Here is a 22805-nt window from a genome sequence, read left to right on the forward strand (position 1 = left end):
GCTTGCGCATTCCCGTATTCTGTTGGATTCGCTCCCCGCCCCGGACGGGCGGAAAGTCCAAATAAGAGAGGGATCGCATGCGCGGAAGCAGTCGTCGTGGCACCCACAGGGTTCTTTCGTATTCCTGTGCCGTGTTGATGTTGTCAGTCGGCCTTTGCACCTCGGCCAATGCAGGTCCGAAGAACAACGGCCCTGTGAAGAGCGTTGGAGTGTTCGAGCCGTGGGAAGTGCTGCAGCACCGCCTGTCGGATGAAGTGCTCGGCGACAAAGCGTTTGTCCGTCCCGTCGGCGGCCGCCAGGTTCTGCTCGATCTCGACAAGATCAAGACGCAGCTCGCCGGCGCTCCGCTCGAGCGTCGTGTCGGAGACGGCGCGGGGCTCCGCGCGGCCCCCGTCGTCATCGCGCTTCCCAAGCCCGACGGCACATTCGAGCGATTTGAAATCTATGAATCCCCCGTGTTCGCACCCGGTTTTTCGGCCGAATTCCCCGACATCAAAACGTACCGTGGCGAGTCGCTCGACAGCCCGCAGTCGAACGTGCGCTGCGATGTCACCCCACTCGGTTTTCGCGCGCAGGTGCTGAGCGCCGAGGGTTCATACTGGATCGACCCGGTGTCGATGGGCGACACCAATCTGTACTCCACCTACCGCAAGAGCGACCTGGTCAAGTCCGAGGAGTGGACGTGCGAAGTCGTGGATCAACCCGGCGTTCCGCAGGCCCAGAATCCCTTCGAGGACCGCACGAGCGTCGGCCCCACGCTGAAGACTTATCGCCTCGCCTGCGCCGCGGACTTTGAGTACGTCTCATTCTTCGGCGGGACGGTCGCGCTCGGCCAGGCCGCGGTCGTGACCGCCGTGAACCGTGTGAACCAGGTCTACGAGAACGATCTGAACATCCACATGGATCTTGTTCCGAACAACTCGTCGATCGTCTGGGCGACCAGCGCCGACCCGTACACCAACAACAGCGGCTCCACGATGCTGGGCCAGAATCAGACCAGCCTCGACAGCATCATCGGCACCGCCAACTACGACATCGGTCACGTCTTCTCGACCGGCGGCGGCGGCGTCGCGGGGCTCGGAGTCGTCTGCACCGCCGGCAACAAGGCCCGCGGCGTCACGGGCTCGGGCGCGCCGACCGGCGACGCGTTCTGGATTGACTACGTCGCCCACGAAATGGGGCACCAGTTCGGCGGCAATCACACGTTCAACGGCGCCGATAGCAACTGCGGATCGAACCGCGCGGCGTCCGCGGCCTACGAGCCGGGTTCGGGCTCGACCATCATGGCCTACGCCGGAATCTGCGGCAGCAACAACCTGCAGAACAATTCCGACCCCTACTTCCATGTCAAAAGCTTCGACGAGATCCTCACCTACACCAACTCGCGCACGTGTCAGGTGAATTCCGCGACGGGCAACAACCCGCCGACCGTGTCCGCTTCCGGAGCCAACATCCCGATCAACACGCCCTACACGCTCACGGCGTCGGGCAGCGATCCGGATGGCGATGCGATCACGTACTGCTGGGAAATGTACCTGCTCGGCAATTCGCAGAGCGCAACCGGCTTCCCCTCGAACTTCCCCGACACCGGTTCGAACGGCGCTTTCCAGCGCTCATGGAATCCGGCGATCCCCGAATTCCGTCAGTTCCCGCGCAACTCCAACCTGTTGGCGAACACCTTTGCCTTCGGTGAGACGCTGCCACTTTTCTCGCGCAACATTCCTTACCGGGTGAGCGTGCGTGACAACAAGGGCGGAGTCAACAACACGCAGATCACGATCACCGTGACCAACACGTCCGGTCCGTTCGTCGTGACCAGCCCCAACACCGCCGTCTCATGGGCGGGCGGCAGCACCCAGAGCGTGACATGGAATGTTGCCAACACCACGGCCGCTCCGGTCGGCGCGGCGAACGTCGACATCCTGCTGTCGACCGACGGAGGCAACACCTACCCGCACACGCTCGCCTCGGCTGTGCCGAACAACGGGTCGGCGGACGTTGTGCTGCCCAATATTGCGACCACGACCGCGCGCATGAAGGTTCAGGGAAGCGGCAAGATCTTCTTCGATATCAGCAACACCAACTTCACCATCACCGCCGCGGCGAATCCGTCCAACCCGACGAATCCGCAGGCCAGCCCGTCTTCGGTCTGCACGGGCGACAATGTCACCCTTTCGGTTGATGCTCCCCCGGGCGGCGTCGTCATCGACTGGTACTCCGGTTCCTGCGGCGGCACGTTCGTCGCCACCGGCACGTCGATCAATGTGAACCCGGTCGCCGCGACCACCTACTTCGCCCGCGCACGCCGCACGTCGGACAGCGCGGTCTCGGCGGGCTGCGCCTCGGCTTCTGTCTCGATCCTGCCCTCCCCGGTTGCTCCGAGCGGCGCTTCGTCCGATCGCAACAACCTCTGCCAGTTCGATGGAGGCAGCATTGTTCTCTCGGCGACCGGCGGCTCGGGTTCGACGCTCCGCTGGTTCGCGGGCTCCTGCGCCGGCACGCAGATCGGAACCGGCAACGGTCTCTCGATCTCGGCGCCGACGATGACCACCACCTACTACGCACGCTGGGAAACCTCCTGCGGCGTCAGCAGCTGCGCCGCGGTCACCGTGACCGTCCGTATCTGCCCGGCCGACTTCAATTGCGACGGCGTGGTTGAAGACACCGACTTCGTGGTCTTCGCCAACTCCTACGACATCTTTGATTGCAGCGAGCCCTCGATGATCAACAACTGCGCCGCCGACATCAACGGTGACGGATTTGTTGACGACACCGACTTCGTGATGTTCGCCGCGGCGTACGACGCGTTCGAGTGCCCCTGAGTCGAACGGCTTTCTTTGATTCTTTTCGCCGCCCGGGAAGTCCCCGGGCGGCTTTCTTTTTGGAGCGCTCTCGCAAATGAAACCATCTCGTCCGCACGCGCCGCGTCGCCGACCACTTGCAGCGCCGTTCTTCGGCCCCTTCGCCTGAAGAATCGTTCATGCAACAGAACCGCTGTACCCTCGGCTCGGCAATCGGACCGAAGCGCCAACTTCGGGTTTGACCGGTTTGAGCTTGGGAACTTGCGGTTCATCACGTAAAATCGGCATTCCACCTTGGAGTTCCGCCCGCATGACAATCGCCCGCAAGTTCGGCGCGCTCGGCGCGTGTGTCTTCTTCGCGTTCTCCGCGTCGTCCGAACCCCTCGACGTTGCGGACGACATCTTCTATCAGTTCATGCCGATCAGTTGGCGCGACAGCGACAACGACCAGTATCGCTACGGCGATTTCAACGGGATGACGGCAAGCCTCGACTACTTGCAATCCCTGGGCGTGACGGCGGTCTGGATGAACCCGATCTTTCCCTCCGCGGCGTATCACGGCTATCAGCACGGTGACGCGAGCACGCTCGATTCCAAGTTCGGAACCGAAGCGCAGTTCCTCGCGTTCGTGAGCGCGGCGCACGCGAAAGGAATCAAAGTCTATCTCGACTTTGTTGCCTACGGCATCAGCCACAACTCGGTCTGGTATCAATCCGCGCGCAACAACCCTTCGAGCCCATACGACCAGTGGCTGGCGTTCACCAACGGCTCGAACACGCAGTACACGGGCTCGGTCTACAACACCTGGAGCGGCGCGAGCGTCGGCTTTATTCACTGGAATCTGAACAATATCAATCCGGTGAACCTGCAGATCGCCTGGGGTCAGAAGTGGCTCGACCCCAACAACGACGGTGACACCTCCGATGGCGTCGACGGCTATCGCCTCGATCACGCCTATTCGAACGCGCCCGAAGGATGGGGCGCCACCATCAATTTCTGGTCAACGTGGAAGCAGGGCCTGCAGGCGGTCAAGCCGAACGTGTTCACTTTCGCCGAGCAGGGCGACTGGGGCAACTACGGGACCGACCTGCTCCCCGCGTTCGACGGCGCATTCACCAAGCCCTTTGAGTTCGCGGCTCGTAGCGCGCTCTCGAGTGAAAACGCCGGGAGTCTCTATTCGTCGATGGCCGCGACGCTCGCGGCGCTCCCCGGCGGAAAACCCAAGCCCGGCGGCACATTTCTGGCCACCATCAACGATCACGACGTCGATCGCCTTGCTTCCAACATCGGCGCTTCTGGAAGCGCTGCCGGCCGCGCGAAAGCCGCCGCCGCGGTTCTCATGCTCCAGCCTCTCCCCCCGGTTCTCTATTACGGCGACGAGATCGGGATGACCGGAACCAAAGGAAACTACGGCAGCGACGCCAACGACATTCCGATGCGCGAGCCCATGAAGTGGACGCGCGTGGAGGGCGCGCCGATGTCGAACTACTGGATCCGCAACTCGAGCGCCTACAACAACCGCTTCGCACGCGACAACGACGGCAAGAGTGTTGAAGAGCAATCGGGTGTGCCCGGGTCGCTCCTCGAAACCTACCGCACGCTCGGCGCGCTCCGCAAAGCCAACGCTGCGCTCCGCCGCGGCATCTACAACGCCGTTCCCGCCTCCAGCTCCAGAGTTTGGGCCTTCACCCGGGATCACAATCCGGCTGGCGGCCCGCGCCAGACACTCGTTGTGGCAATCAACCTCGGAAACACCACCGCAAACACGAATCTCAACTTTTCCGGCTACACGCTTCCTGTTGGCGGTTCGACCGTGACCGACATCGTCTCGTCGCAAAGTCTGACGGCCGTCTCTTCGGCAAACCTCACCAACTACCCCATCAGCGTCCCCGCATATTCCTACCGCGTGCTCGCGGTCTCGATCACGCCTCCCGGGCCGCCTCCGGTCGTCGTCGACGGTCTCAGCGTGCCAACCGAGCTCGGCGCACCGGAGAGTGCGCCCGGCGCGCTGCTTGCGACGCAGGAGTGCGCAACTTCGTTCGGCGACAATGTCGCCGAGCTCGATCAGATGTTCGCCCGCTCCACGCGCGATGGTCTCTTCGTCGGCATCACCGGAAACCTGCCGACCGACGGCACCGCGCTCGCGCTCTTCATCGATACCGGATCGCCAGGCCAGAATGTGCTCAATACGGCTTCACTCGGCTCCCCGCCCGGCGGCCTTTCCGATCTCAGCGGCACGCGCTTCGACGCGGGCTTCGCGCCGTCTTCGATGTTCTTTGTGAATGCCGCGGGCGCGCTGTATGTGGACTACGTCGCGCTCCCGAGCGGAGCGCCCGCGAGCAAAGCGTATCTCGGCGCGGGCGCGCCGGGCAGCGGCAACGGCCTGCTGGCCGGAGGCGGCAACCCGAATGGGGTGCATGTTGCGCTCGACCGCACCAACACGGCGGGTGTGACCGGATCATCGGCCGCGAACGCAGCGACCGCGACCAAGGGCTTTGAGTTCTACATTCCATTCGCTCAGCTCGGACTGTCTTCGCCGCCGGCTTCCTGCGCGGAGATCCGGCTCGCCGCGTTCATCGTGCGGACGAACGGAACGCTCGGCAACCAGGTGCTGCCTTCGCTTGCCGCCGGATCGGGGGAACTTGGTCTCGATCCGGACTTCACGACAATGTCCGGCAACCAGTTCGCAACATTCTCCATCCCGCCCGCCGCCGATTTCACCGGCGACTCCGTGGTGGACGACGCCGATTTCGTCGTCTTTGCCTCTGCGTACAACCTGCTTGACTGCGCCGATCCCGCGATGCCCGCGGATTGCCCCGCCGATCTCACCGGCGATGGGTTCGTGGATGACGCCGATTTCGTTCTTTTTGTCGTTGCGTACGACCATTTGCTCTGCCCGTAGCCCCAACCAGAGAATTGCGGTCGCGTCGGCGGGCGCCACGGCAATAAACTCTCCCTCATCCGCGCATCGCTCGCGACGCATGATCTTTGCGCTCTGCCCGCTGGCTGTTTGCAGCTTGCTCAATCGTTGTTTGGCCCCGCTTCAACGCTTGCGCGAAGAACCAGCGCCTTCTCCCGCCTGAATCTCTGCGCTCTGTCGCGGCGCACTGTGCCGCGGATTTTTCCCTTTGACATCCGCGCGATCATCCTGTTAGCCTCGTGTCACTCACCCCTCAATCAAGGAGTGTTCGATGCGAGTGCTGTTCTCCAGGCTGCTGTCGCTGTTTCTCTTCATGAGCCTTGCGGTCGCGCAATCGCCCGCACCCTCCAAGCCCAACATCCTCGTCATCTGGGGCGACGACATCGGGATCTGGAACATCAGCCACAACAGCCGCGGCATGATGGGATACAAGACTCCCAACATCGACCGCATCGCGAACGAAGGTGTCTCCTTCACCGACTATTACGGACAGCAGTCCTGCACGGCCGGCCGCGCCGCATTCATCGGGGGCAATGTCCCCGTCCGCACCGGCATGACCAAGGTCGGGCTCCCCGGCGCCAAAGAAGGTTGGCAGAAGACCGATGTCACCATGGCCACCGTGCTCAAGAGCCAGGGCTACGCCACCGGCCAGTTCGGCAAGAACCACCAGGGCGATCTCGACGAGCACCTGCCCACGATGCACGGCTTCGATGAGTTTCTCGGCAACCTCTACCACCTCAACGCCGAGGAAGAGCCGGAGAACCGCGATTACCCCACCAACATGAAGATGCCCAGCGGCAAGACCTTCCACGAGCAGTACGGACCCCGCGGCGTTCTGCACGCCTGGTCCGATGGCAAGGGCGGCCAGCGCATCGAAGACACCGGCCCTCTTACCAAGAAGCGCATGGAAACCATCGACGACGAAACCGTCGCCGCCGCCAAGGACTTCATCACCCGCCAGGTAAAGGAAGGCAAGCCCTTCTTCTGCTGGTGGAACGGCACGCGCATGCACTTCCGCACGCACGTTCGCGCCGAGCACAAGAACCTCGCCGGCCCGCACTCCGATGAATACTCCGACGGCATGGTCGAACACGACATGAACGTGGGCGAATTGCTCAAGCTGCTCGATGATCTCGGAATCGCCGACAACACGCTCGTCATGTACTCGACCGACAACGGCCCGCACTACAACACCTGGCCCGACGCCGCGACCACGCCCTTCCGCAGCGAGAAAAACAGCAACTGGGAAGGTGCCTACCGCGTCCCGGCTTTCGTCCGCTGGCCCAACCACTTCCCCGCCGGCACGACGCTCAACGGCATCGTCTCGCACGAAGACTGGCTGCCCACCTTCGCCGCCGTCGCCGGCGCGCCCGACATCAAGGAAAAGCTCCGCGACAGCGTCGAACTCAATGGTCGCAAGTACCACAACTACATCGACGGCTACAACCAGCTCGACTACCTCGAAGGCAAGGCGAAGGAATCGCCCCGCCGCGAGTTCTTCTACGTGAACGACGACGGCCAGTCGTCGCCATCCGCTACGCCGACTGGAAGGCCGTCTTCCTCGAGAACCGCGGCGTCGCCTTCGGCGTCTGGCGCGAGCCCTTTACCGAACTCCGCGTCCCCCTCCTCTTCAACCTCCGCCGCGACCCCTTCGAGCGCGCCCAGCACAATTCCAACACCTACAACGACTGGTTCCTCGACCACGTCTACGTGCTCGTGCCCATGCAGCAGCTCGCCGGCAAGTTCCTCATGACCATGAAGGACTACCCGCCGAGCCAGACGCCCGGCTCCTTCAACCTCGAAAAGATCCAAAAGCAGATCGAATCCGGCGCCTCCGGCCAGTGAATTTCCGAATCTCTGCGGCTGCAGGCGAAAGCAAGTTCAAAACTGATCGACGCGAGGGATTCGGCGCGTTCGATTGAGCAGTCGACTCCGAGCCTCCCCGGGGAAAGGCAGCGGGATCCTTCCCTTAAACAACGCAGCACCGGAGGAACAACTCATGAACGCGGCCACGCAAGCCTTCGCAACAACAGGCCTTTGCCTCTGCACGTCTGCACTCGCCGGGCTTTCTCAGTCTTCGGTTACTGCTCCGGGCGGCCTCGCACAGGCCTGCGCCGGTCCGCAAACTCCCGGCAACAACCCGTGGCCGGGCGACGATTTCGCGTCGTACCACACCGCCGCGGGTTCGGACGTGGATGAGGGTTTGTTCGCGGGCAACTCGTCCGACAGCCGCAGCGCGTCGTATTCGGCCGCCAACTACTCGAGTTCGAGCAGCGGCACCGCCGCGATGGGGGTCGTTGTCGGCGACGCGCACAACGACGCGCCGAACAACTCGCTCTTCGCGCAGGCCGACTTCAACGGCGGATGGAAGGACACGTTCCTCATCGCCAACGCCGCGTACACCGGACAAACCGGCTACCTCGTTTTCAAGCTCCATGTCACCGGCAGCCTTGCCGCCGCAAAGTTCGCCGGCTCCGCGAACCTCCGCGTCGCGGGTTACAAGGACAACGCGCGGCTCGCGACAAACGCCTTCTTTGACAAAGGCAACTCGGATGTGCTCGGAACGACCTGGCAATACGGAAACTGGGCGCTCTCCACCGGAAACGTCAACGAAACCAAGAACAAATCCGTGAATGGCGTCGTGACGTTCTCGTGCCCATTCACCTTCGGCACGACATTCAATCTGGGAATCTACGGTCTTGCCCGCGCCGGCATGAGATCGGCAAGCGGTGTGGCGGGAAACTCGACAGCCGACGCGATTCTGACGAAGCTGAATTGGGGCGGCATTGTCGGTGTCTATGTTGATGGCAGCCCGGTTTCCGGATCAGCCGTCTCGTCGGGGACAGGAATCAACTGGGGCCTTCCGATCGGAAACTGCCCGGGCGATCTCAACGGCGACGGCTTCGTGGACGACTCCGACTTCGTGCTCTTTGTCGTCGCGTACAACCTCCTCGACTGCGCCGATCCGTCGATGCCGGCCGGATGCCCATCGGACCTGACCGGCGATGGATTTGTCGATGACGCCGATTTCGTGCAGTTCGTGTTTGCGTATAACAACCTGATCTGCCCGTAGTCGTCGTCTTCGAGATGACATTCGCGGCGCGAGAGTGGTCCGATTGCTCATCCGCTTCGTGTCCGGTCCATTTCCGAAAATCGCCTTGTCGCAACTCGAATCCGTGGCACAATTCGCTTAGGTGGAAGTGCGCGCCGATTGCTGGCGACTTCGCTCCGGCCCCGAAAACCTGAGACTCATCCAAAAATTCCGCAATCCGCTTTCCGCACGAAAACATGAGTCAATTGCCGGCGCGTTCGCGAAAGCTCGCGATCGCGGGGCGCCGCGCCGCAGACATCGGATTCGGTGACCTCCTCGAACCTTCACGCGAGGGAGTTGTGGCACTATGCGAACGAGTCATTCAAGTCGTCGGATTTCGCGAGGACGGCAATTCCGATTGATCGCGCTCGCGATGAGCGCGCTGTGCGCGGCACCGCTCCGTGCCGATTCGGTTCCGCTCGCGATCTTCGATCCCAATCTCCAGGTCGAGATTGTGGTGAACGCCGGCATTTCTCAACCGATCGGGATTGTGTTCTTTGCCGCCAACGATTTCCTGGTGCTCGAAAAAGCGTCGGGCCAGGTAAAGCGCGTCATCAACGGAGTCGTTCAGCCGGTACCGGTCCTCGATCTCGCCGTCAACTCCGCATCGGAGCGTGGGTTGCTGAGCATGGCGCTCGATCCAGCATTTCCGACCGCGCCCTACGCCTACGTGCGCTGGACCGAGAGCAGCACCGGCGCGGACACTTCGGTCACGCTCGAGACGCCGCTCAGCGGCAACCGCATCGATCGATTCACCTGGAACGGTTCGTCATTCGTCTTCGATCGCAACATACTCGCGGTGCGTTCGCTCCAGACCGACAACGTTGTGGTGCCCGGCCACCCCGGAACCAACAACGGGGGAAACCCGGCCGGGAATCACAACGGCGGCGTGATCCACTTCGGACCCGACGGGAAGCTTTATGTCTTCCTGGGCGACCTGGGCCGACGCGGCTGGATGCAGAATCTGCCAAGCGGCCCGTTCCTCACCGATCCGTTTGTCGACGACACCTTCGGTGGCCCCGGACCCGACAACGCACATCTGTCGGGGGTCATTCTCCGCCTGAACACGGACGGAAGCGCCCCCGCCGACAATCCGTTTTTCGCTGTCGGCGCTTCGATGGGTGGCGAGGTCGGCGCCAACATTCAGAAGATCTATTCCTACGGACACCGCAACGCGTTCGGCATGGCCTTCGACCCATACTCGGGTTCGCTCTGGGAAACCGAGAACGCCGACGACGCCTACAGCGAACTCAACCGCGTTGTCCCCGGCATGAACGGAGGCTGGATTCAGATCGCCGGTCCTCTCTATCGCTACGCCGATTTCAAGATGATCGAAACAACTCAGTTCAACAGTGCGCTCCAGCAGAACCGCTTCCCGCCGACCCGCCTCGCCTACACCGCCGACGCGGCACTCTCCCGCATGTTCATGCTCCCGGGCGCGGTGTATGTCGATCCCGATCTGAGTTGGCGCTACGAGATAGGACCCGCCGGAACAACTTTCGTTGAGGGCACCGCGCTCGGAGCGGAATATGACGGCACGCTCTGGATCGGATCGGCCCGCGGCAATCAACAGGTCGGAGCCAACGGAGGCAGCCTGTATCGCCTGCGCCTGACGCCGGACCGGATGCATGTTGACGTCAGCGCCGATCCGCGCCTTGCCGATCGAGTCGCCGACAACCTCTTCCGTCCGCAGAAATTCGACGGAACGGAAAGCGAAACGCTCCTCATTGGTAGCGGGTTCGGCATCACGCCCGACATCGAGCAGGGACCCGACGGAAACCTCTACGTCGTGTCCAACACCGACAACACCGTCTACCGGATCCGCCGCAGGCCGGCCGCGGCACCGGTTCTCAGATACCAAGGGGAAGAAACCATCAAACAAGGCGATCTCGATGAAAACCAATAAGCTTTCGACTTCGGCGCTCGGCATCGTCGTGCTTGCCTGCGCGTGCGGACGGGCGCACGCACAGGAACTCATCACCAACGGCAGCTTCGAATCCGGTTTCAACGGATGGACCCGAGTGAATCAGGTTGGCGGCGATGGAACGTTCCACCTGCAGAGCGGCGCGACAAGCCCTGTCAACGGATTTGCGGTTCCGACGCCGCCGCAGGGACTGAACGCTGCAATGACCGATTCGGTCGGCCCGGGCACGCATGTGCTGTATCAGGACTTCGTGGTTCCTGTCGCCGTGCCCGTCGCCACGCTCCGATTCTCGCTCTACATCAACAACAGCGCGAGCGCCTTCTCGACGCCCTCGACACTTGACTGGGCGACTCCGGTGCTCAACCAGCAGGCCCGCGTCGACATCATGAGTTCCGCGGCAGATCCATTCAGCACCGACGCGCTCGACATACTCCAGAATGTGTTCCAGACAACGGTCGGGTCGTCGCTGGTCACCGGCTACAACGACTTCTCGATCGACGTCACGGCGCTTCTCGCTTCGCACGCCGGAGAAACTCTTCGCCTTCGCTTTGCCGAAGCGGACAACGTGAACTTTTTCAATTTCGGGGTCGACTCCGTCGGGCTCACGGTGCCGGCGCCCGCGTCCATCTGCCTGCTGTGCGCCGCCGGGCTCGTGGCCCGCCGCCGCACCCGTTCTTGAGCTTTGCCAACATTCCGCACGCACTCGCTCGAATTCCGGAATCATCTCATGCCGAATCCTCGCCATTCGATTTGCGTGACGCTTTTGATCGTTTCCTCCGCAGCGGCACACGCCGCACTGGTTTCGCTCACTCCCGTTGCGGACAACACGCTCTACCAATCGGAGTCCGGGAGTTTCTCGAACGGGCAGGGTTCGGCGATGTTCGCTGGCCGAAACGCATTCGACCCAACGACGATCAGGCGATGCGTCTTTCGCTTTGCGGTCGCCGAAACGATTCCTGCAAACCAGCGCATCACAAGCGCGACCCTCTCGCTCACTCAGAACGGGTCGAACGGAGACCCGCAGGCGTGCTCGCTCTATCGCCTGGCCGCGTCCTGGGGTGAGGGGGCTTCCGTCGCGTTCGGCGGACAAGGAGGCGGCGCGCCCTCAACAACAAACGACGCGACGTGGAAACATCGCTTCTGGCCCGGAACCAATTGGGCCACGCCCGGAGGCGACTTCGCGCCCGTGCTTTCCGCGGCAACCGACGTCGGCGGCTTCGATCGATTCTCCTGGAGCTCAACCCAGCTGGTCGCCGACGTCCAGTTCATGCTGGACAATCCCGCATCGGACTTCGGATGGATACTCCGCGGCAACGAAGACTCGCCTCAAACCACCAAGAAATTCTCGACCCGCGAAGACCTCACGCCTTCGAACCGCCCCGCGCTCGTTCTTGAATACACGCCGCTTTGCACCGGTGATCTGAACGAGGATGGAATCGTCGAAGACTCCGACTTTGTCCTCTTTGTTTTCAGCTACAACCTGCTCGCCTGCTCCGACGCCTCCATCCCTCTTGGCTGTCCGGCCGACTTCAATGGCGACGGCTTCGTTGACGATGCGGACTTTGTGCTGTTTGTTTCTGCCTACAACGAACTGATCTGCCCATAACCGCCTTGCGGACTGCGTTGCCCCTGAGCAGGGGCCGCCAACGCAAACACCGGACCAAATAGGCCTTTTTGCGGAAATGGAGCTCCTCGCGGATCGGCGATCGGCCGCGAAATGCAATAAACCACGCAAAGACATGTTGCGGCAGCGCTTTCCTTCGGTTAGTCTGAAAACCCCGAAATTTTGCCCGCCCCCGTGTTCTTCTGCGAAGGGTTTTTGCCATGACTCGAACGGGTTCATTGTCGCTGGTTGTTCTCCTCACTTTGGTTGCCGGAACCGTCGCGAAGGCTCAGCCGGAATCGACCGGTATCGATTTCACCCAGCCGCGCGTCGCTTGCAACATCATCCCGCCCGAGGGCTTCGACGACCGCGCCCTCTGGAATTCCAATACCTGGCCCGGCGGCGTGGTGCCGTACATCTTCAACGCCAACGTCACGGCGGTCAACGCGGCCGCGATGCGTCACTCCATGGACATGATCCAGCAGGTCGCCAACATCACGTTTGTGCCGCGCACCAACCAGACGAGCTATATCCATATCCAGAACAGCACGGGCAACAGCTCTTCGGTCGGCCGCATCGGCGGCTCGCAGACCGTCAACATCGTCAACTGGAACTACTCCTACGTCATGTGCCACGAGCTGATGCACGCGCTCGGCCAGTGGCACGAGCAGTCCAGGCCCGACCGCGCCAATTTCGTGAACGTCAACTACGCCAACATCCAGGCGGGCTATGAACATAATTTCAACATCGTGAACGCCCAGACCTTCGGCCCCTACGACTTCGACAGCGTCATGCACTACGACGCGTGCGGCTTCTCGGTCTGCTGCCCGACCGGGTCGACCTGCGGCTGCGAGACAGATTGCGCCCCGATCCAGACTCTTCCGGCCTACGCACAATTCCAGAGCGCCATGGGCCAGTCGTCGCACATCAGCGTGCTCGATCGCGCGGGCCTCGTCGCCAAATACGGCGCGCCGGCGCCGGTCGTCGGTCCGATCATGCTCGACGGAAACATGGACAACTTGTCCGTCGGCAACGCGCCCGACTACGCCGTCGCCGCGGGCGCCTGGGCGTTCCCAGAAACCTACAAGCTCAACTCCGTCGCGGAGCCCGTGGGCCGCGAACCGGTCTTTTCGATCGTGAATACCAACTCGTTCCAGACCGGAGCTTCGGGCAAATCGCTCCGCCTGAACAATCCTTCAGGCACGAGCGCCGACAACTTCCACCTCCCCAATCTCTTCAAGAAGCCGATCCTCGCCGCTTCGGGGCTAAAAGTAACTGTTGCGTTCGACATGTGGGTTGTTTCCGGTTTCGCCGGCGGTTCCGTCTACGTCGGCGGCGACAACACCGCGGGCGGGTTCTCGAACGCGACCGACCGCACCGCACAGCTCTCGTGGCTTGCCGGCGGGAACCTCGCCTACGCGAATTCCACCGGCACCAACATCACCGCCGTTTCCGGCTACCCGAGCAACGCCTGGATGAACATCCGGCTTGTCATCGACACCGCCGCTCGCAACTACGACATGTACTACGGCGTCAACGGCGGCCCGCAGACGAAAGTCGGCGACGACCTCCCCTTCCGAGCGACCACTCCCTCGGCCTGCTGGAACTACGACCGCTTCACCTTCGTGCAATTCGGCGGTTCCACTCCGAGCGTTTCGTCCTACCTCGACAACGTCGTGATCACCTCTTCGCTCTGCGCCGCCGACCTCAATGGTGACGGCTATGTGGAAGACGTCGACTTTGTTTCGTTCGCCGGCGCGTACAACCTGCTCGTCTGCGACGACCCGGGAATGCTGGGCGGCTGCCCCGCCGATCTCAACGGCGACGGCTATGTGGACGACGCGGACTTCGTGCTTTTCGCCGGTGCATACGACGCTCTGGTTTGCCCCTGACCGGGGCGACCAGTTCGGGGCGTCCACGTTACTTTGCCAGCGATTCCGCAAGGCTGTGATAGCGCGCGCGAATGCCTTCTTCGTCCGGTCTGCCCGCCAGCGCGATGTCGTAGTCCGGGAGTAACGCCTCGACCCTGTGCGAGAGATCGATTGCCTCGTCGCGGTATCCCCACCGGATGAGAATCTCGGCCGCCGCCATCTCGGCATGCAGCACCGCGCTGCAGAGACCGAGGTCCCGCCGCTCCGAGGACCGGAACGATTCGGCAAGCGCGACCATCTCGTCGATGAGTTGCCGGGTCTCATCGTCGGGCGCATCGCCCGCCTTCAGTTCGGCCATTCTCCTCATCGCGACAATGAACGCGCGATAGCTCGAGCGGCTCTCTGAGTTGATCCCCATGGCGACCTGTGCTTCCTGCAGCGCGCTGCGGAGATGCGGCTCCTTTTCGGCCGGCGAGGCCGCAAAGTCGGCGAGCGAAATCTCGGCGCAGGCCAGGTTGTATCGCGAAATCGCCCGGCGTGGATCCCGCTGGACCAGCTCTTTCGCCAGCGCGAGCTTCTTTTCGGCCAACTCGCGGTTTTCTTCGGTCGTCGCCGCGAACCTACGCCTCCGCTCGTAACTCCAGGACAGATTGTCGATCGCTTCATCGCTCGCGCCGGGCCTTGCCGCCAATTCCTTGTCGATCGAAAGCGCCCGCTCGTAGAAACTCCTGCCTTCCTGGACGTATCCGCGATCGAGGAAGACATCCCCCGCTTTCGCGAGGTTGATCGAAAAATCCATGAGCGTGCGTTCGTCCGTCTGATCCGCGAGTGCTGCGCTCTGGCGGATCTTCAGCGCCGCAAGGCGAAGACGCAGCGCGTCATCGATCCGGGCGGACTCGTGCTCGACATCGCTTTCGAGCATCAGCAGGCGCGCCGCCACCAGGGCGGTGCCCGCGTCCCTCGGGTGCCTCGATAGCAGCTGCATCACCCCGGGCCGGACGTGCGCGATCCAGGCTCTCCTCGCCTCCTGCGTGCCCTGCGTGTCGGCGATCCGTGCGACTTCCTCGTTCAAGACGAGGGTCACCAGCTCGCGCGCGACGGCGGCATCGTCTCGTGCCCGGCGACCCGACCAAACGCTCCACCCCGCCATCGCCAGCAGCCCGAGCGCGCCGAGCGCGATCGCCGCGGAGGCGCCCCGTCTCCGCTTCACGAATCGACCCGCGACGTAAATGGCCGTCGCCTTTCTCGCCGAGACCGGGAAGCCTTCGAGATAGCGGCGCAAATCCAGCCCGAGCTCGAGCGCCGACTGGTAGCGCTCGTCGGGCGAGGCTTTCGTCGCCCGTAGCACGATCTGCTTCAGGTCTTCATCGACGCCCGGTTTGGATTTGCCCGCCCACGCAAACCCGCCTCCCGCCTTGGCGCGAAGGATCGCTTCCACGTAGCTCCGGCCCGCGATCTCACGGGGCAACTTGCCCTCGATCAATTCGTAGAGAAGCACGCCCAGCGCGTAGACATCCGACCGCAAGTCGATCTCGTTCGAGCGACCCGAGAGCTGCTCCGGGCTCATGTAGGGAATCGTCCCGCCGCGCTCGGTCGGCTGCGCGCCCTCCGGCAGATCGCTTATCATCGCCACGCCGAAATCCACGATCTTCGGCTGTCCCTCCGAAGAAACCAGGATGTTCGCCGGCTTCAGATCCAGGTGCACAATTCCCCGTTCGTGCGCGTGCTGAACGGCCTCGCACACCTGCACCACCAGCCGAATTCGCGACCGCAGATCCAGATTCTCCCGGTTCACGTACTCCGTGATCCGGGCGCCGCTCACCATCTCCATCGCAAGGAACGGTCGGGCCTCCCCGCTGTTCGTATCAACACCCGCCTCATAGATCTGGGCGATGCCGGTGTGTGAGAGACGCGCCAGCGCCGTCGCCTCGAATTCGAATCGCTGGAGCGCCTGTGCGCCGGTGCGCCCCAGCCGCACGACTTTCAGCGCCACGGCGCGCCTGGTCTTGGGCTGCATCGCCTCATAGACAGCGCCGGAACGTCCGGATCCCACAAGCCTGAGCACCGAGTAGCTGCCGACACGCTCCGGCGTGACCGTGCTCGCGCCATCGATGAGCTTTTCCGAATCGGTCTGCGGCAGGCCCAGCAGCCGAGACGGCGTATCCATCTCCGGCATCGCGTCGTCGGCGTCGAGCAGCGCTTGGGCCTGGGTCTTGATCTCGACGTCTCCGTCGCAAAGGCTCTCAACAATCGCCGCGCGATCGCGCCGGGGCGCCTTGCGCGCCGCGGCAAAGATCCCTTTGACAATCGCCCACCGCTCCGGCGTCATCTCACTTGAGTCCTTGGCGCCGCTAGTCCGCCGCCTGCAGTTGCTTCACAAACCACGCTCTCGACACCCGCCACTCGTCCTCCGCGGTCGAGACGCAGATGCCCAGCACCGCCGCGACTTCCGGCACGGTCATCCCTGCGAAGAACCTCAGCTGAACCAACTGGGCGGCGCGCGGGTCGATCTTCTCGAATCGCTCGAGAGCATCGTTCAGCGCGATCACATCAATTGCCGGCAGCCCGTGCTCGTCCGCCGCGTCGCACCCGTCCAGCGACCGAGGCTTCTTCGGGCCGCCCCGCTTGATAGTGCCCTTTTTGCGAGCGTGATCGACGAGCACTTGGCGCATCGCCCGCATGGCAATCCCGAGCGCGCTCAAGGAGTTCATGGCCCCCTCGGAACCCGATTCGTTGACGAGCTTCAAAAATGCTTCGTGAACCAGCGCGGTCGGCTGGAGCGTGTGCCCCTCGTTTTCCCGACTCAGCAACCCCGCCGCCAACCGCCGCAAATCCCGATACAGAATCGCCGCCTCCGGCGGCACGGCCGAGTTCTTGGCTGAACCCCCATTCTCAGCTTCGCCCAACATGCTCGTCACAGTATGGGTTTGGTCGCACCCTGAATCTCATCGAAAAATTCTTTCACATATTTGTTTCTCCCGGCCAAGGCGTGCCACCCCTTTTCGCGCATATCAAGGCAGGGTGGCGGTCCAGTCAGGAGGGGCGGGCGGGTGTCTTAGGCCCCTCCTGACTCGACCACGGGTGCCCCCAATCACTTCATTCATTCCGACCGCTTTTCCTCCAGCGTTGGCTAATTGTTATCGGGCGTTGCTGTTTTTGGGCGCCTTCTCCGTTCCGCCCCACCGTGCTCGCTCTTGGCATTTCTGCTTGGCAATTCCGGGACCTTTCGTTAGCCTTTCAATCATCGGGAGTCGCACTGCCTGTGGGGTTTCCCCGAATTCTCGCTCTGATTGTCAGGAGGTTCCCATGCGCACCGCTCGTTTTGCCGTTCTTGCCGCCGGTCTTTGCCTTCTCGCCTCCGCGGCATCCGCGCAGTACGCCATAAAGTCGCACGTGATCGCCGGTGGTGGCGGACAGAATGCCTCGGGCGGTAACTACACCCTGAGCGGAACGATCGGCGAGACCGGAGCATTCGCGCCACCGTTCGCCACGGGCGGGTCCTATTCGCACGCCGCCGGATTCTGGTGGACGATCGGCGCCTGCCCGGCAGACTTCAACAACGACGGCTTTGTCGACGATCTCGACTTCCAGATCTTCATCGTGTCGTACAACGAGCTTGTCATCCCGCCGGCCAATCCGATCTGCGATCTCAACGGGGACAATCTCGTCGACGACGCCGACTTTGTGCTCTTCGTTCCGGCGTACAACGCGCTCGTTTGTCCCTGAGCGCCGGAATCTCTCAAGCGTACAGACGGTGCACGCGAACGCCGACTTGTTCGAATTCGGCGCGCCGCGCCCAGATCGCTTCCTGATGCAGGCTTGACGAGATCACGAGATCCGTTGCGCCAAGGTGCCCTGCTTCCTGCGGCGAAACCACCGGCTTGCCGAGGAACTCGATTCCCTGACGGGAAGGATCGTCGTCCACGTACGCGCGAATCTCGCTCGAGTAGTCGCTGAGCACGTGCGCCAGTTCGATGCTGTGCCGGCCGGTCCCATGAACCGCGACGCTGCGCCCGCGAAGCGAGTCCATCACTTCACGCAGCCGCGCGTCCGCGTCATGCGGCACGGTTCCGCTGCCGACTTCGCCGGGTCGCGCCGTGAACGCCGCGGTCTTGTCGCGCGGCCATCGCCTCGCGTTTTCTTCCGCCGCCTCGTCGATCAACATCGAAACCGCCCGCAGGTGGTCGGCGATGCCGAATCGCTCCCGCACGACGATTCTCGCCTGCGCACCAATCGCTTCTGCTCGCTCCCCGGAAACGTTCGCGATTGCCGCGGCAAGATCCTCGCCCGCACTCCGCGCCGACGCCGCCGAATCGGTGGCAAGCAGCACACCGCTCACGCCGTTTTCGATCGCCTCCGAAGCGCCCGAATGTTGCGACGGGACGACACAACAGCAGCCCTCGCTCATCGCTTCGAGCATCGACACGCTCAGCCCTTCCGATCGCGAGGGCAGAACAAAGAACTCGCTCGCACGCAGAAACTCCCGGACCCTCTCGGGCGTCGCGGCGGAAACCCGCTCGATGCGCCGTGCCGGCTCGCCGCTCCTCTCCTTGATCATCCGGTCGACGGCCTCCGCCGCGGGACCATCCCCGACAATCCGAAGGGCGTGATCGACTCCGCGCGCACGGAGCGCGTCGGACATATGAATCAGCGCACTGACCCTCTTGACGTTTTCGTCCATTCGGCCCGTGTACACGATCGTCCGAATTCCCGACGCGGGCGTCCGCGTGCCGCCGGCCTCGATGCCTGTGGCAATGAACCGCACGTCGCGTTCTCGTCCGCGCCATCGCGCGCGCAGAGTGTCGGCGAGTCTCGCACTGACCGCCGCCGCTTTGTTCAAAGCCGGTTTGTAGTGCTCGATCACCCGCGCGTCATACCCGTTGTCGCTGTGCGCAAAGCCCACCAATCGAACGTCTACAAGAGAGCTTTGCGTGAGCGCGGCGCACGCGCCAAAGCAATCGCCGAGCAGGGTCGGGAACAGAACAACCCGCCCGCCCATCGCGCGTGCCGCGTCCCGGTATTCGCGCACCAACCACTCGATTTCGCCGTTTGCGCTCTCGACCGGAGCGATCCGGCTCAGATCGAAGACGCGCACCGCCGGTTCAAGCTTTGGATACCACGGGGCGGCGTGAGATGCCGGCCGGTGCAGCACCAGCCCGCACGCTCGTTCGCGGCTCAGCCCATTCGCGATCCGAACCGCCCAACTGGTCACGCCCCCCACCGTCATCCCGCAAGGAAGAATGATGAGCAACCCGGGCCGATTCATTCCTCTCTTGTCGGCCGAGGCGTCACCAGCCCTTGATCCGGTTAGGGCGCTTCGGTGCGGCATTCCGCTTCGATCGCTCCCGGCAGCACGCGCACCGCGATCACGCGAACACGACGCCCGTCTTCCAGGCGGATTGTGGCGCCGGGGAGCAACGGCTCGCGCCCCGACAGCAACCGCCAAACCCAGCCGCCGACGCCGGAATCGTCCATCCCGACAAATCCCATCGCGCCCCACGAAACCGGGAATGCCAGGCTGCCGATCCCGGCGCGAGCGCCGGAAAACCACAGGCCCTTTTCGTTCGCCCGAAATCCCGTTGAAACCGCGTACACCCTGTCATCAAGAAGCCCGGCAACCCACGCTCGACCGGATCCAAAGTGGGCCTGCAGCTCGCTGATCTCCGGCGGAATCCTTGCCGGCGGATCCCGGTTTGCGAGCCATTCCCCGAGCTTCGCCGCGATCCATGCCGTCGCCTCTTCCTCCGTCACGCGGATACGCCAGTTGTCTCCGGTCCGACGCGACCCGTCGGGCTCGAGTGTCGGACCGCCCCGAAACCGATAGGCCTCGGTAATCAACCGATTCTCCACACGCTGCGCCATCCGACGCATTTCGGAAGCTTTTCGCGCTTCGCTCTGAAACCAGGATGGCGTTCGGAGCGTCAGGCCGTAGAAGAACGCGCAGGTCACAAAGATCGCACCGATGAGCCAAACGCCGAGCATGGCGAGGGACCCGTGCCGGCCCCTTGCCACCCTGCCAGTCGCACGCGCTATCCGCTCAACACCGGACCCGGCGTGCACCGCGGCTCGGCGAAACCGCCCGATCCCCGGTGCCGCGGCTGTTGCTGGTTGAACGCGATTCATCAATGTTCAGAATATCGCGCACAACCAGCGCGCAAAAAGAAAGGGGACCCCGTTCGGAGTCCCCTTTCGCGCAAAAACCCAAGGGGGCTGTGAGGATCAGAAGTTAGAAGCAGACGAGCGCGTCGTAGGCCGCGGCGAAGACAGCAAAGTCGCTGTCGTCGGTGAAGCCGTCGAACGAGCCGTCGATGTCGCCGGCCGGATTAACCAGGTCGTTGTAGTACTTCGCGAAGAATACGAAGTCTGTGTCGTCGACGCCGCCGTCGCCGTTGAAGTCGGCGGGGCAGCCGCCGTTCGGGCCACGGTTGTTGGTGTCGATCGAGATGACGGCAGTGAGGTTGCTGCCGCGGGTGCTGCGGGCGCCCCAACGCTCGTTGGCGAAGAGAGCCGTACCCATCGTGATCGCGAGGTAGTACTGATCGCTGTTCAGGGTGCTGCCGTTCTGGTTGTTCAGAGGCTTGCCCAGAGTGGTCTGATCAGGAGAAAGCGGGGTCTGGCCGCGGCTTGCCGCCGTGCCGTACGAGAGCTGCGCGAAGGTGCCGCCGCAGCCGTACGGACCGTCGCCGCCGCCGTTGTTGTTGTTGAAGCCGGCGCCACCGTAGCTGATGCTGGTGCCGTTGGCGAGGAGGCCGTTGTTGTTGTAGAGGCAGAAGTTCCATTCACCCACGACCGACGAGCCCGGCTGCGTGATGTCCATGTAGGTGACATCCGACAGCGGGGACGAGTCGCTCTGGTTGAACTGACCGGTCGTCGGGAGCGGGTTGGTCAGCGAGAAGCGGACAAATCCCGCGTACCGGGCACGGATGTTCAGGCTGCCCGAGGCCTGCGTTCCGCCGAGCAGCACGCCGACATCGGCGCCTGCGACGAGAGCGGGCGAAACCGCCGGACCAGCCGGGATCGTCTTGCGGTTGTTGTTGTTGAAGTTGAGCGAGTACGCGGTCGAGACGACGGGGTCAGCCGCGTTGATGGCCCAGCCGTCGCCGTAACCTGTTCCGACGACGCCGAGAGCCAAGTAGTACTGGCCTGCGGGCAACGTGCCTTCCTGGCCGGAGTACTGTTCGCCCGAGCCGACGCCGGGGCGACGCGCCACACCGTACGAAAGCACTTGTCCGTCATTGCTGGACGGACGCGGATCCGGGCCGTCACCGCGACCTTCCGACACGTTGAAGACCAGCGACTGATCGTTGTAGATCGCGAAGGAGATCGGAACCGCCGAGCCTTCGGTGTCGATATCCATGAACGTCGTCTGCGCATACGAGATGTCGTTCTGCGTGTTGAACTTGTACCACTTGAACTTGTTCGCGGTGGTCAAGTTGCCCGACTTGGACACGATGCCGTCCGGCAGATAGCTGCCGGTGTTGAGGCTTTCCGCCGTCGGGGCCGGGGGCGAGTCCGCCGAGCCGACGAGTCCGAAGACGTAGGCCACGGTTTGCGTCGTGCCCGACTGCACCGAGTTGATGTAGCGCAGTTCGTTGGTCGTGCCCGCCGTGCTGGCCTGCGACTGACCGGCGCAGATGCCGTCGAAGTTGATGTCGCGTCCGTACGCCGGATTGTTCTTGCCGGGCGACGCGGGGTTTCCGCCGCTGTCCAGCTGCGCGACCGTGTACGGAGTGCCGGCCACGAACGACGCGCCGAGGAGCGCGCCGGTGTTGTTGCCGACGAGGAAGTACGTACGAGTCGTCGCGATGTTGGTCTGGAAGAGGTTGGTGCTCGTCAAGGGAGCCGTGCCGGGTGTGCCGGGCTCAAGGAACGCGGCATCCAGCCAGAGCGACGAATCGCCCGTCGGCATGTCCACGTTGCTCGGCAGGGAGATGAATCCCGAACGCCGGGTGAAGCCCGGGCAGATGTTGGTGTCAAAGCCGGTGATCGTGAGCGTGTAGTACGGAGTCGCGCTCGTGTTCACCATGCTCGTGCCGGTGCCACCGAAGCCCGCGAACGAAGCATCGCTCGGGCGGTAGAACGAGAAGCGCATGTCCCACGCCGCGGCCGAACCCGTCAGGCCGTAGGAGTACTGAAAGCCGGTGAGGGTCCGGGTGCCCGAGTAGCCCGGCTGATAGGGACCGTTCGCCAGCGAGATGTCCTCGAGAATGTGCGAGCAGTTGCCCAGTGAGAACCGGTTACGCGTGAACGACGTCGATGCGCCGTCGTAAACGATGATGTTGATCGCGCGATCGCCGAACGCTCCGCTCGGCTGGCGAATAAACGAATCGACATCGTCGACTTCCACCTTGCTCGGCGCATTGACGCCGAGCGCCTGATCGATTTCGTCCGCCATCGCCGTCGTGCACGCAGCACCGGCCGCCATCGTCAAAATCAAACCGAGACTCGTCCTCTTCATGAATCAAACCTCCGTAACCCGGGTTGCCACCAATGAATGAAGTACCTCTCACACAGTGTCTTAAGGAATACCACAGGATCGCCGCTTTTCGCTCCCCGGAACCGGCAGTTTCTGAGTTTTTTTTCACTTAGTTTGGC

General features: G+C 63.1%; 14 protein-coding genes. 9 read left to right on the plus strand and 5 right to left on the minus strand.

The window, feature by feature from the left end:
- The first annotated feature begins 194 nt into the window (after positions 1 to 194).
- The 8 genes from KF691_00750 (at position 195) to KF691_00785 (ending at position 14231) form a co-directional block, all read left to right on the plus strand.
- A complete protein-coding gene (locus KF691_00750; protein ID MBX3387960.1) occupies positions 195 to 2822 on the plus strand; it encodes a hypothetical protein in 2628 nt (875 codons plus the stop codon).
- A gap of 289 nt (positions 2823 to 3111) precedes the next feature.
- The gene (locus KF691_00755) at positions 3112 to 5703 is read left to right on the plus strand and encodes a hypothetical protein (GenBank protein ID MBX3387961.1); all 2592 of its coding nucleotides are present in this window, start codon (positions 3112 to 3114) and stop codon (positions 5701 to 5703) included.
- Positions 5704 to 5992: 289 nt separating this feature from the next.
- Positions 5993 to 7474 carry an arylsulfatase gene (locus tag KF691_00760; GenBank protein ID MBX3387962.1) on the plus strand — a complete coding sequence of 494 codons (1482 nt, stop codon included), beginning with the start codon at positions 5993 to 5995 and terminating at the stop codon, positions 7472 to 7474.
- Positions 7475 to 7720: 246 nt separating this feature from the next.
- Positions 7721 to 8794 carry a hypothetical protein gene (locus KF691_00765; GenBank protein ID MBX3387963.1) on the plus strand — a complete coding sequence of 358 codons (1074 nt, stop codon included), beginning with the start codon at positions 7721 to 7723 and terminating at the stop codon, positions 8792 to 8794.
- Between the two features lie 325 nt (positions 8795 to 9119).
- A complete protein-coding gene (locus KF691_00770) occupies positions 9120 to 10718 on the plus strand; it encodes a PQQ-dependent sugar dehydrogenase (protein ID MBX3387964.1) in 1599 nt (532 codons plus the stop codon).
- Entirely contained in the window at positions 10705 to 11415 is a 711-nt protein-coding gene (locus KF691_00775; GenBank protein MBX3387965.1) for a hypothetical protein, read from the plus strand. Before KF691_00770 ends, KF691_00775 begins: the two co-directional genes overlap by 14 nt.
- Positions 11416 to 11463: 48 nt before the next feature.
- Positions 11464 to 12342: a DNRLRE domain-containing protein gene (locus KF691_00780; GenBank protein MBX3387966.1), complete on the plus strand. Its 879-nt coding sequence runs from the start codon at positions 11464 to 11466 to the stop codon at positions 12340 to 12342.
- Positions 12343 to 12560: 218 nt separating this feature from the next.
- The gene (locus KF691_00785; GenBank protein MBX3387967.1) at positions 12561 to 14231 is read left to right on the plus strand and encodes a hypothetical protein; all 1671 of its coding nucleotides are present in this window, start codon (positions 12561 to 12563) and stop codon (positions 14229 to 14231) included.
- A 28-nt stretch (positions 14232 to 14259) separates the two neighbouring features.
- Here KF691_00785 and KF691_00790 read toward each other — a convergent pair whose 3' ends face one another.
- Both KF691_00790 and KF691_00795 read right to left on the minus strand, forming a co-directional pair.
- Positions 14260 to 16539, minus strand: coding sequence for a serine/threonine protein kinase (locus KF691_00790; GenBank protein MBX3387968.1), 2280 nt, complete (start codon positions 16537 to 16539; stop codon positions 14260 to 14262).
- A 22-nt stretch (positions 16540 to 16561) separates the two neighbouring features.
- Entirely contained in the window at positions 16562 to 17119 is a 558-nt protein-coding gene (locus KF691_00795) for a hypothetical protein (GenBank protein MBX3387969.1), read from the minus strand.
- A gap of 397 nt (positions 17120 to 17516) precedes the next feature.
- Between KF691_00795 and KF691_00800 the strand changes: the two genes are divergently transcribed.
- On the plus strand, positions 17517 to 17936 hold the full coding sequence (locus KF691_00800; GenBank protein MBX3387970.1) for a hypothetical protein: 420 nt from the start codon (positions 17517 to 17519) through the stop codon (positions 17934 to 17936).
- Positions 17937 to 17949: 13 nt separating this feature from the next.
- Here KF691_00800 and KF691_00805 read toward each other — a convergent pair whose 3' ends face one another.
- The 3 genes from KF691_00805 to KF691_00815 all read right to left on the minus strand — a co-directional run bounded on the left by KF691_00805 (position 17950) and on the right by KF691_00815 (position 22668).
- On the minus strand, positions 17950 to 19476 hold the full coding sequence (locus KF691_00805; protein ID MBX3387971.1) for a glycosyltransferase family 4 protein: 1527 nt from the start codon (positions 19474 to 19476) through the stop codon (positions 17950 to 17952).
- A 41-nt stretch (positions 19477 to 19517) separates the two neighbouring features.
- Positions 19518 to 20192: a hypothetical protein gene (locus tag KF691_00810; protein MBX3387972.1), complete on the minus strand. Its 675-nt coding sequence runs from the start codon at positions 20190 to 20192 to the stop codon at positions 19518 to 19520.
- Between the two features lie 244 nt (positions 20193 to 20436).
- On the minus strand, positions 20437 to 22668 hold the full coding sequence (locus tag KF691_00815; protein MBX3387973.1) for a hypothetical protein: 2232 nt from the start codon (positions 22666 to 22668) through the stop codon (positions 20437 to 20439).
- Between the last annotated feature and the right edge of the window lie 137 nt (positions 22669 to 22805).

The sequence above is a fragment of the Phycisphaeraceae bacterium genome, assembly GCA_019636555.1.
In the GTDB taxonomy this organism is placed as follows: domain Bacteria; phylum Planctomycetota; class Phycisphaerae; order Phycisphaerales; family UBA1924; genus JAFEBO01.

Coding starts and splice junctions, on each gene's coding strand:
- KF691_00755 (MBX3387961.1), top strand. CDS start 3,112: ATGACAATCGCCCGCAAGTTCGGCGCGCTCGGCGCGTGTGTCTTCTTC.
- KF691_00760 (MBX3387962.1), top strand. CDS start 5,993: ATGCGAGTGCTGTTCTCCAGGCTGCTGTCGCTGTTTCTCTTCATGAGC.
- KF691_00765 (MBX3387963.1), top strand. CDS start 7,721: ATGAACGCGGCCACGCAAGCCTTCGCAACAACAGGCCTTTGCCTCTGC.
- KF691_00770 (MBX3387964.1), top strand. CDS start 9,120: ATGCGAACGAGTCATTCAAGTCGTCGGATTTCGCGAGGACGGCAATTC.
- KF691_00775 (MBX3387965.1), top strand. CDS start 10,705: ATGAAAACCAATAAGCTTTCGACTTCGGCGCTCGGCATCGTCGTGCTT.
- KF691_00780 (MBX3387966.1), top strand. CDS start 11,464: ATGCCGAATCCTCGCCATTCGATTTGCGTGACGCTTTTGATCGTTTCC.
- KF691_00785 (MBX3387967.1), top strand. CDS start 12,561: ATGACTCGAACGGGTTCATTGTCGCTGGTTGTTCTCCTCACTTTGGTT.
- KF691_00790 (MBX3387968.1), bottom strand. CDS start 16,539: ATGACGCCGGAGCGGTGGGCGATTGTCAAAGGGATCTTTGCCGCGGCG.
- KF691_00795 (MBX3387969.1), bottom strand. CDS start 17,119: ATGTTGGGCGAAGCTGAGAATGGGGGTTCAGCCAAGAACTCGGCCGTG.
- KF691_00800 (MBX3387970.1), top strand. CDS start 17,517: ATGCGCACCGCTCGTTTTGCCGTTCTTGCCGCCGGTCTTTGCCTTCTC.
- KF691_00805 (MBX3387971.1), bottom strand. CDS start 19,476: ATGAATCGGCCCGGGTTGCTCATCATTCTTCCTTGCGGGATGACGGTG.
- KF691_00810 (MBX3387972.1), bottom strand. CDS start 20,192: ATGCTCGGCGTTTGGCTCATCGGTGCGATCTTTGTGACCTGCGCGTTC.
- KF691_00815 (MBX3387973.1), bottom strand. CDS start 22,668: ATGAAGAGGACGAGTCTCGGTTTGATTTTGACGATGGCGGCCGGTGCT.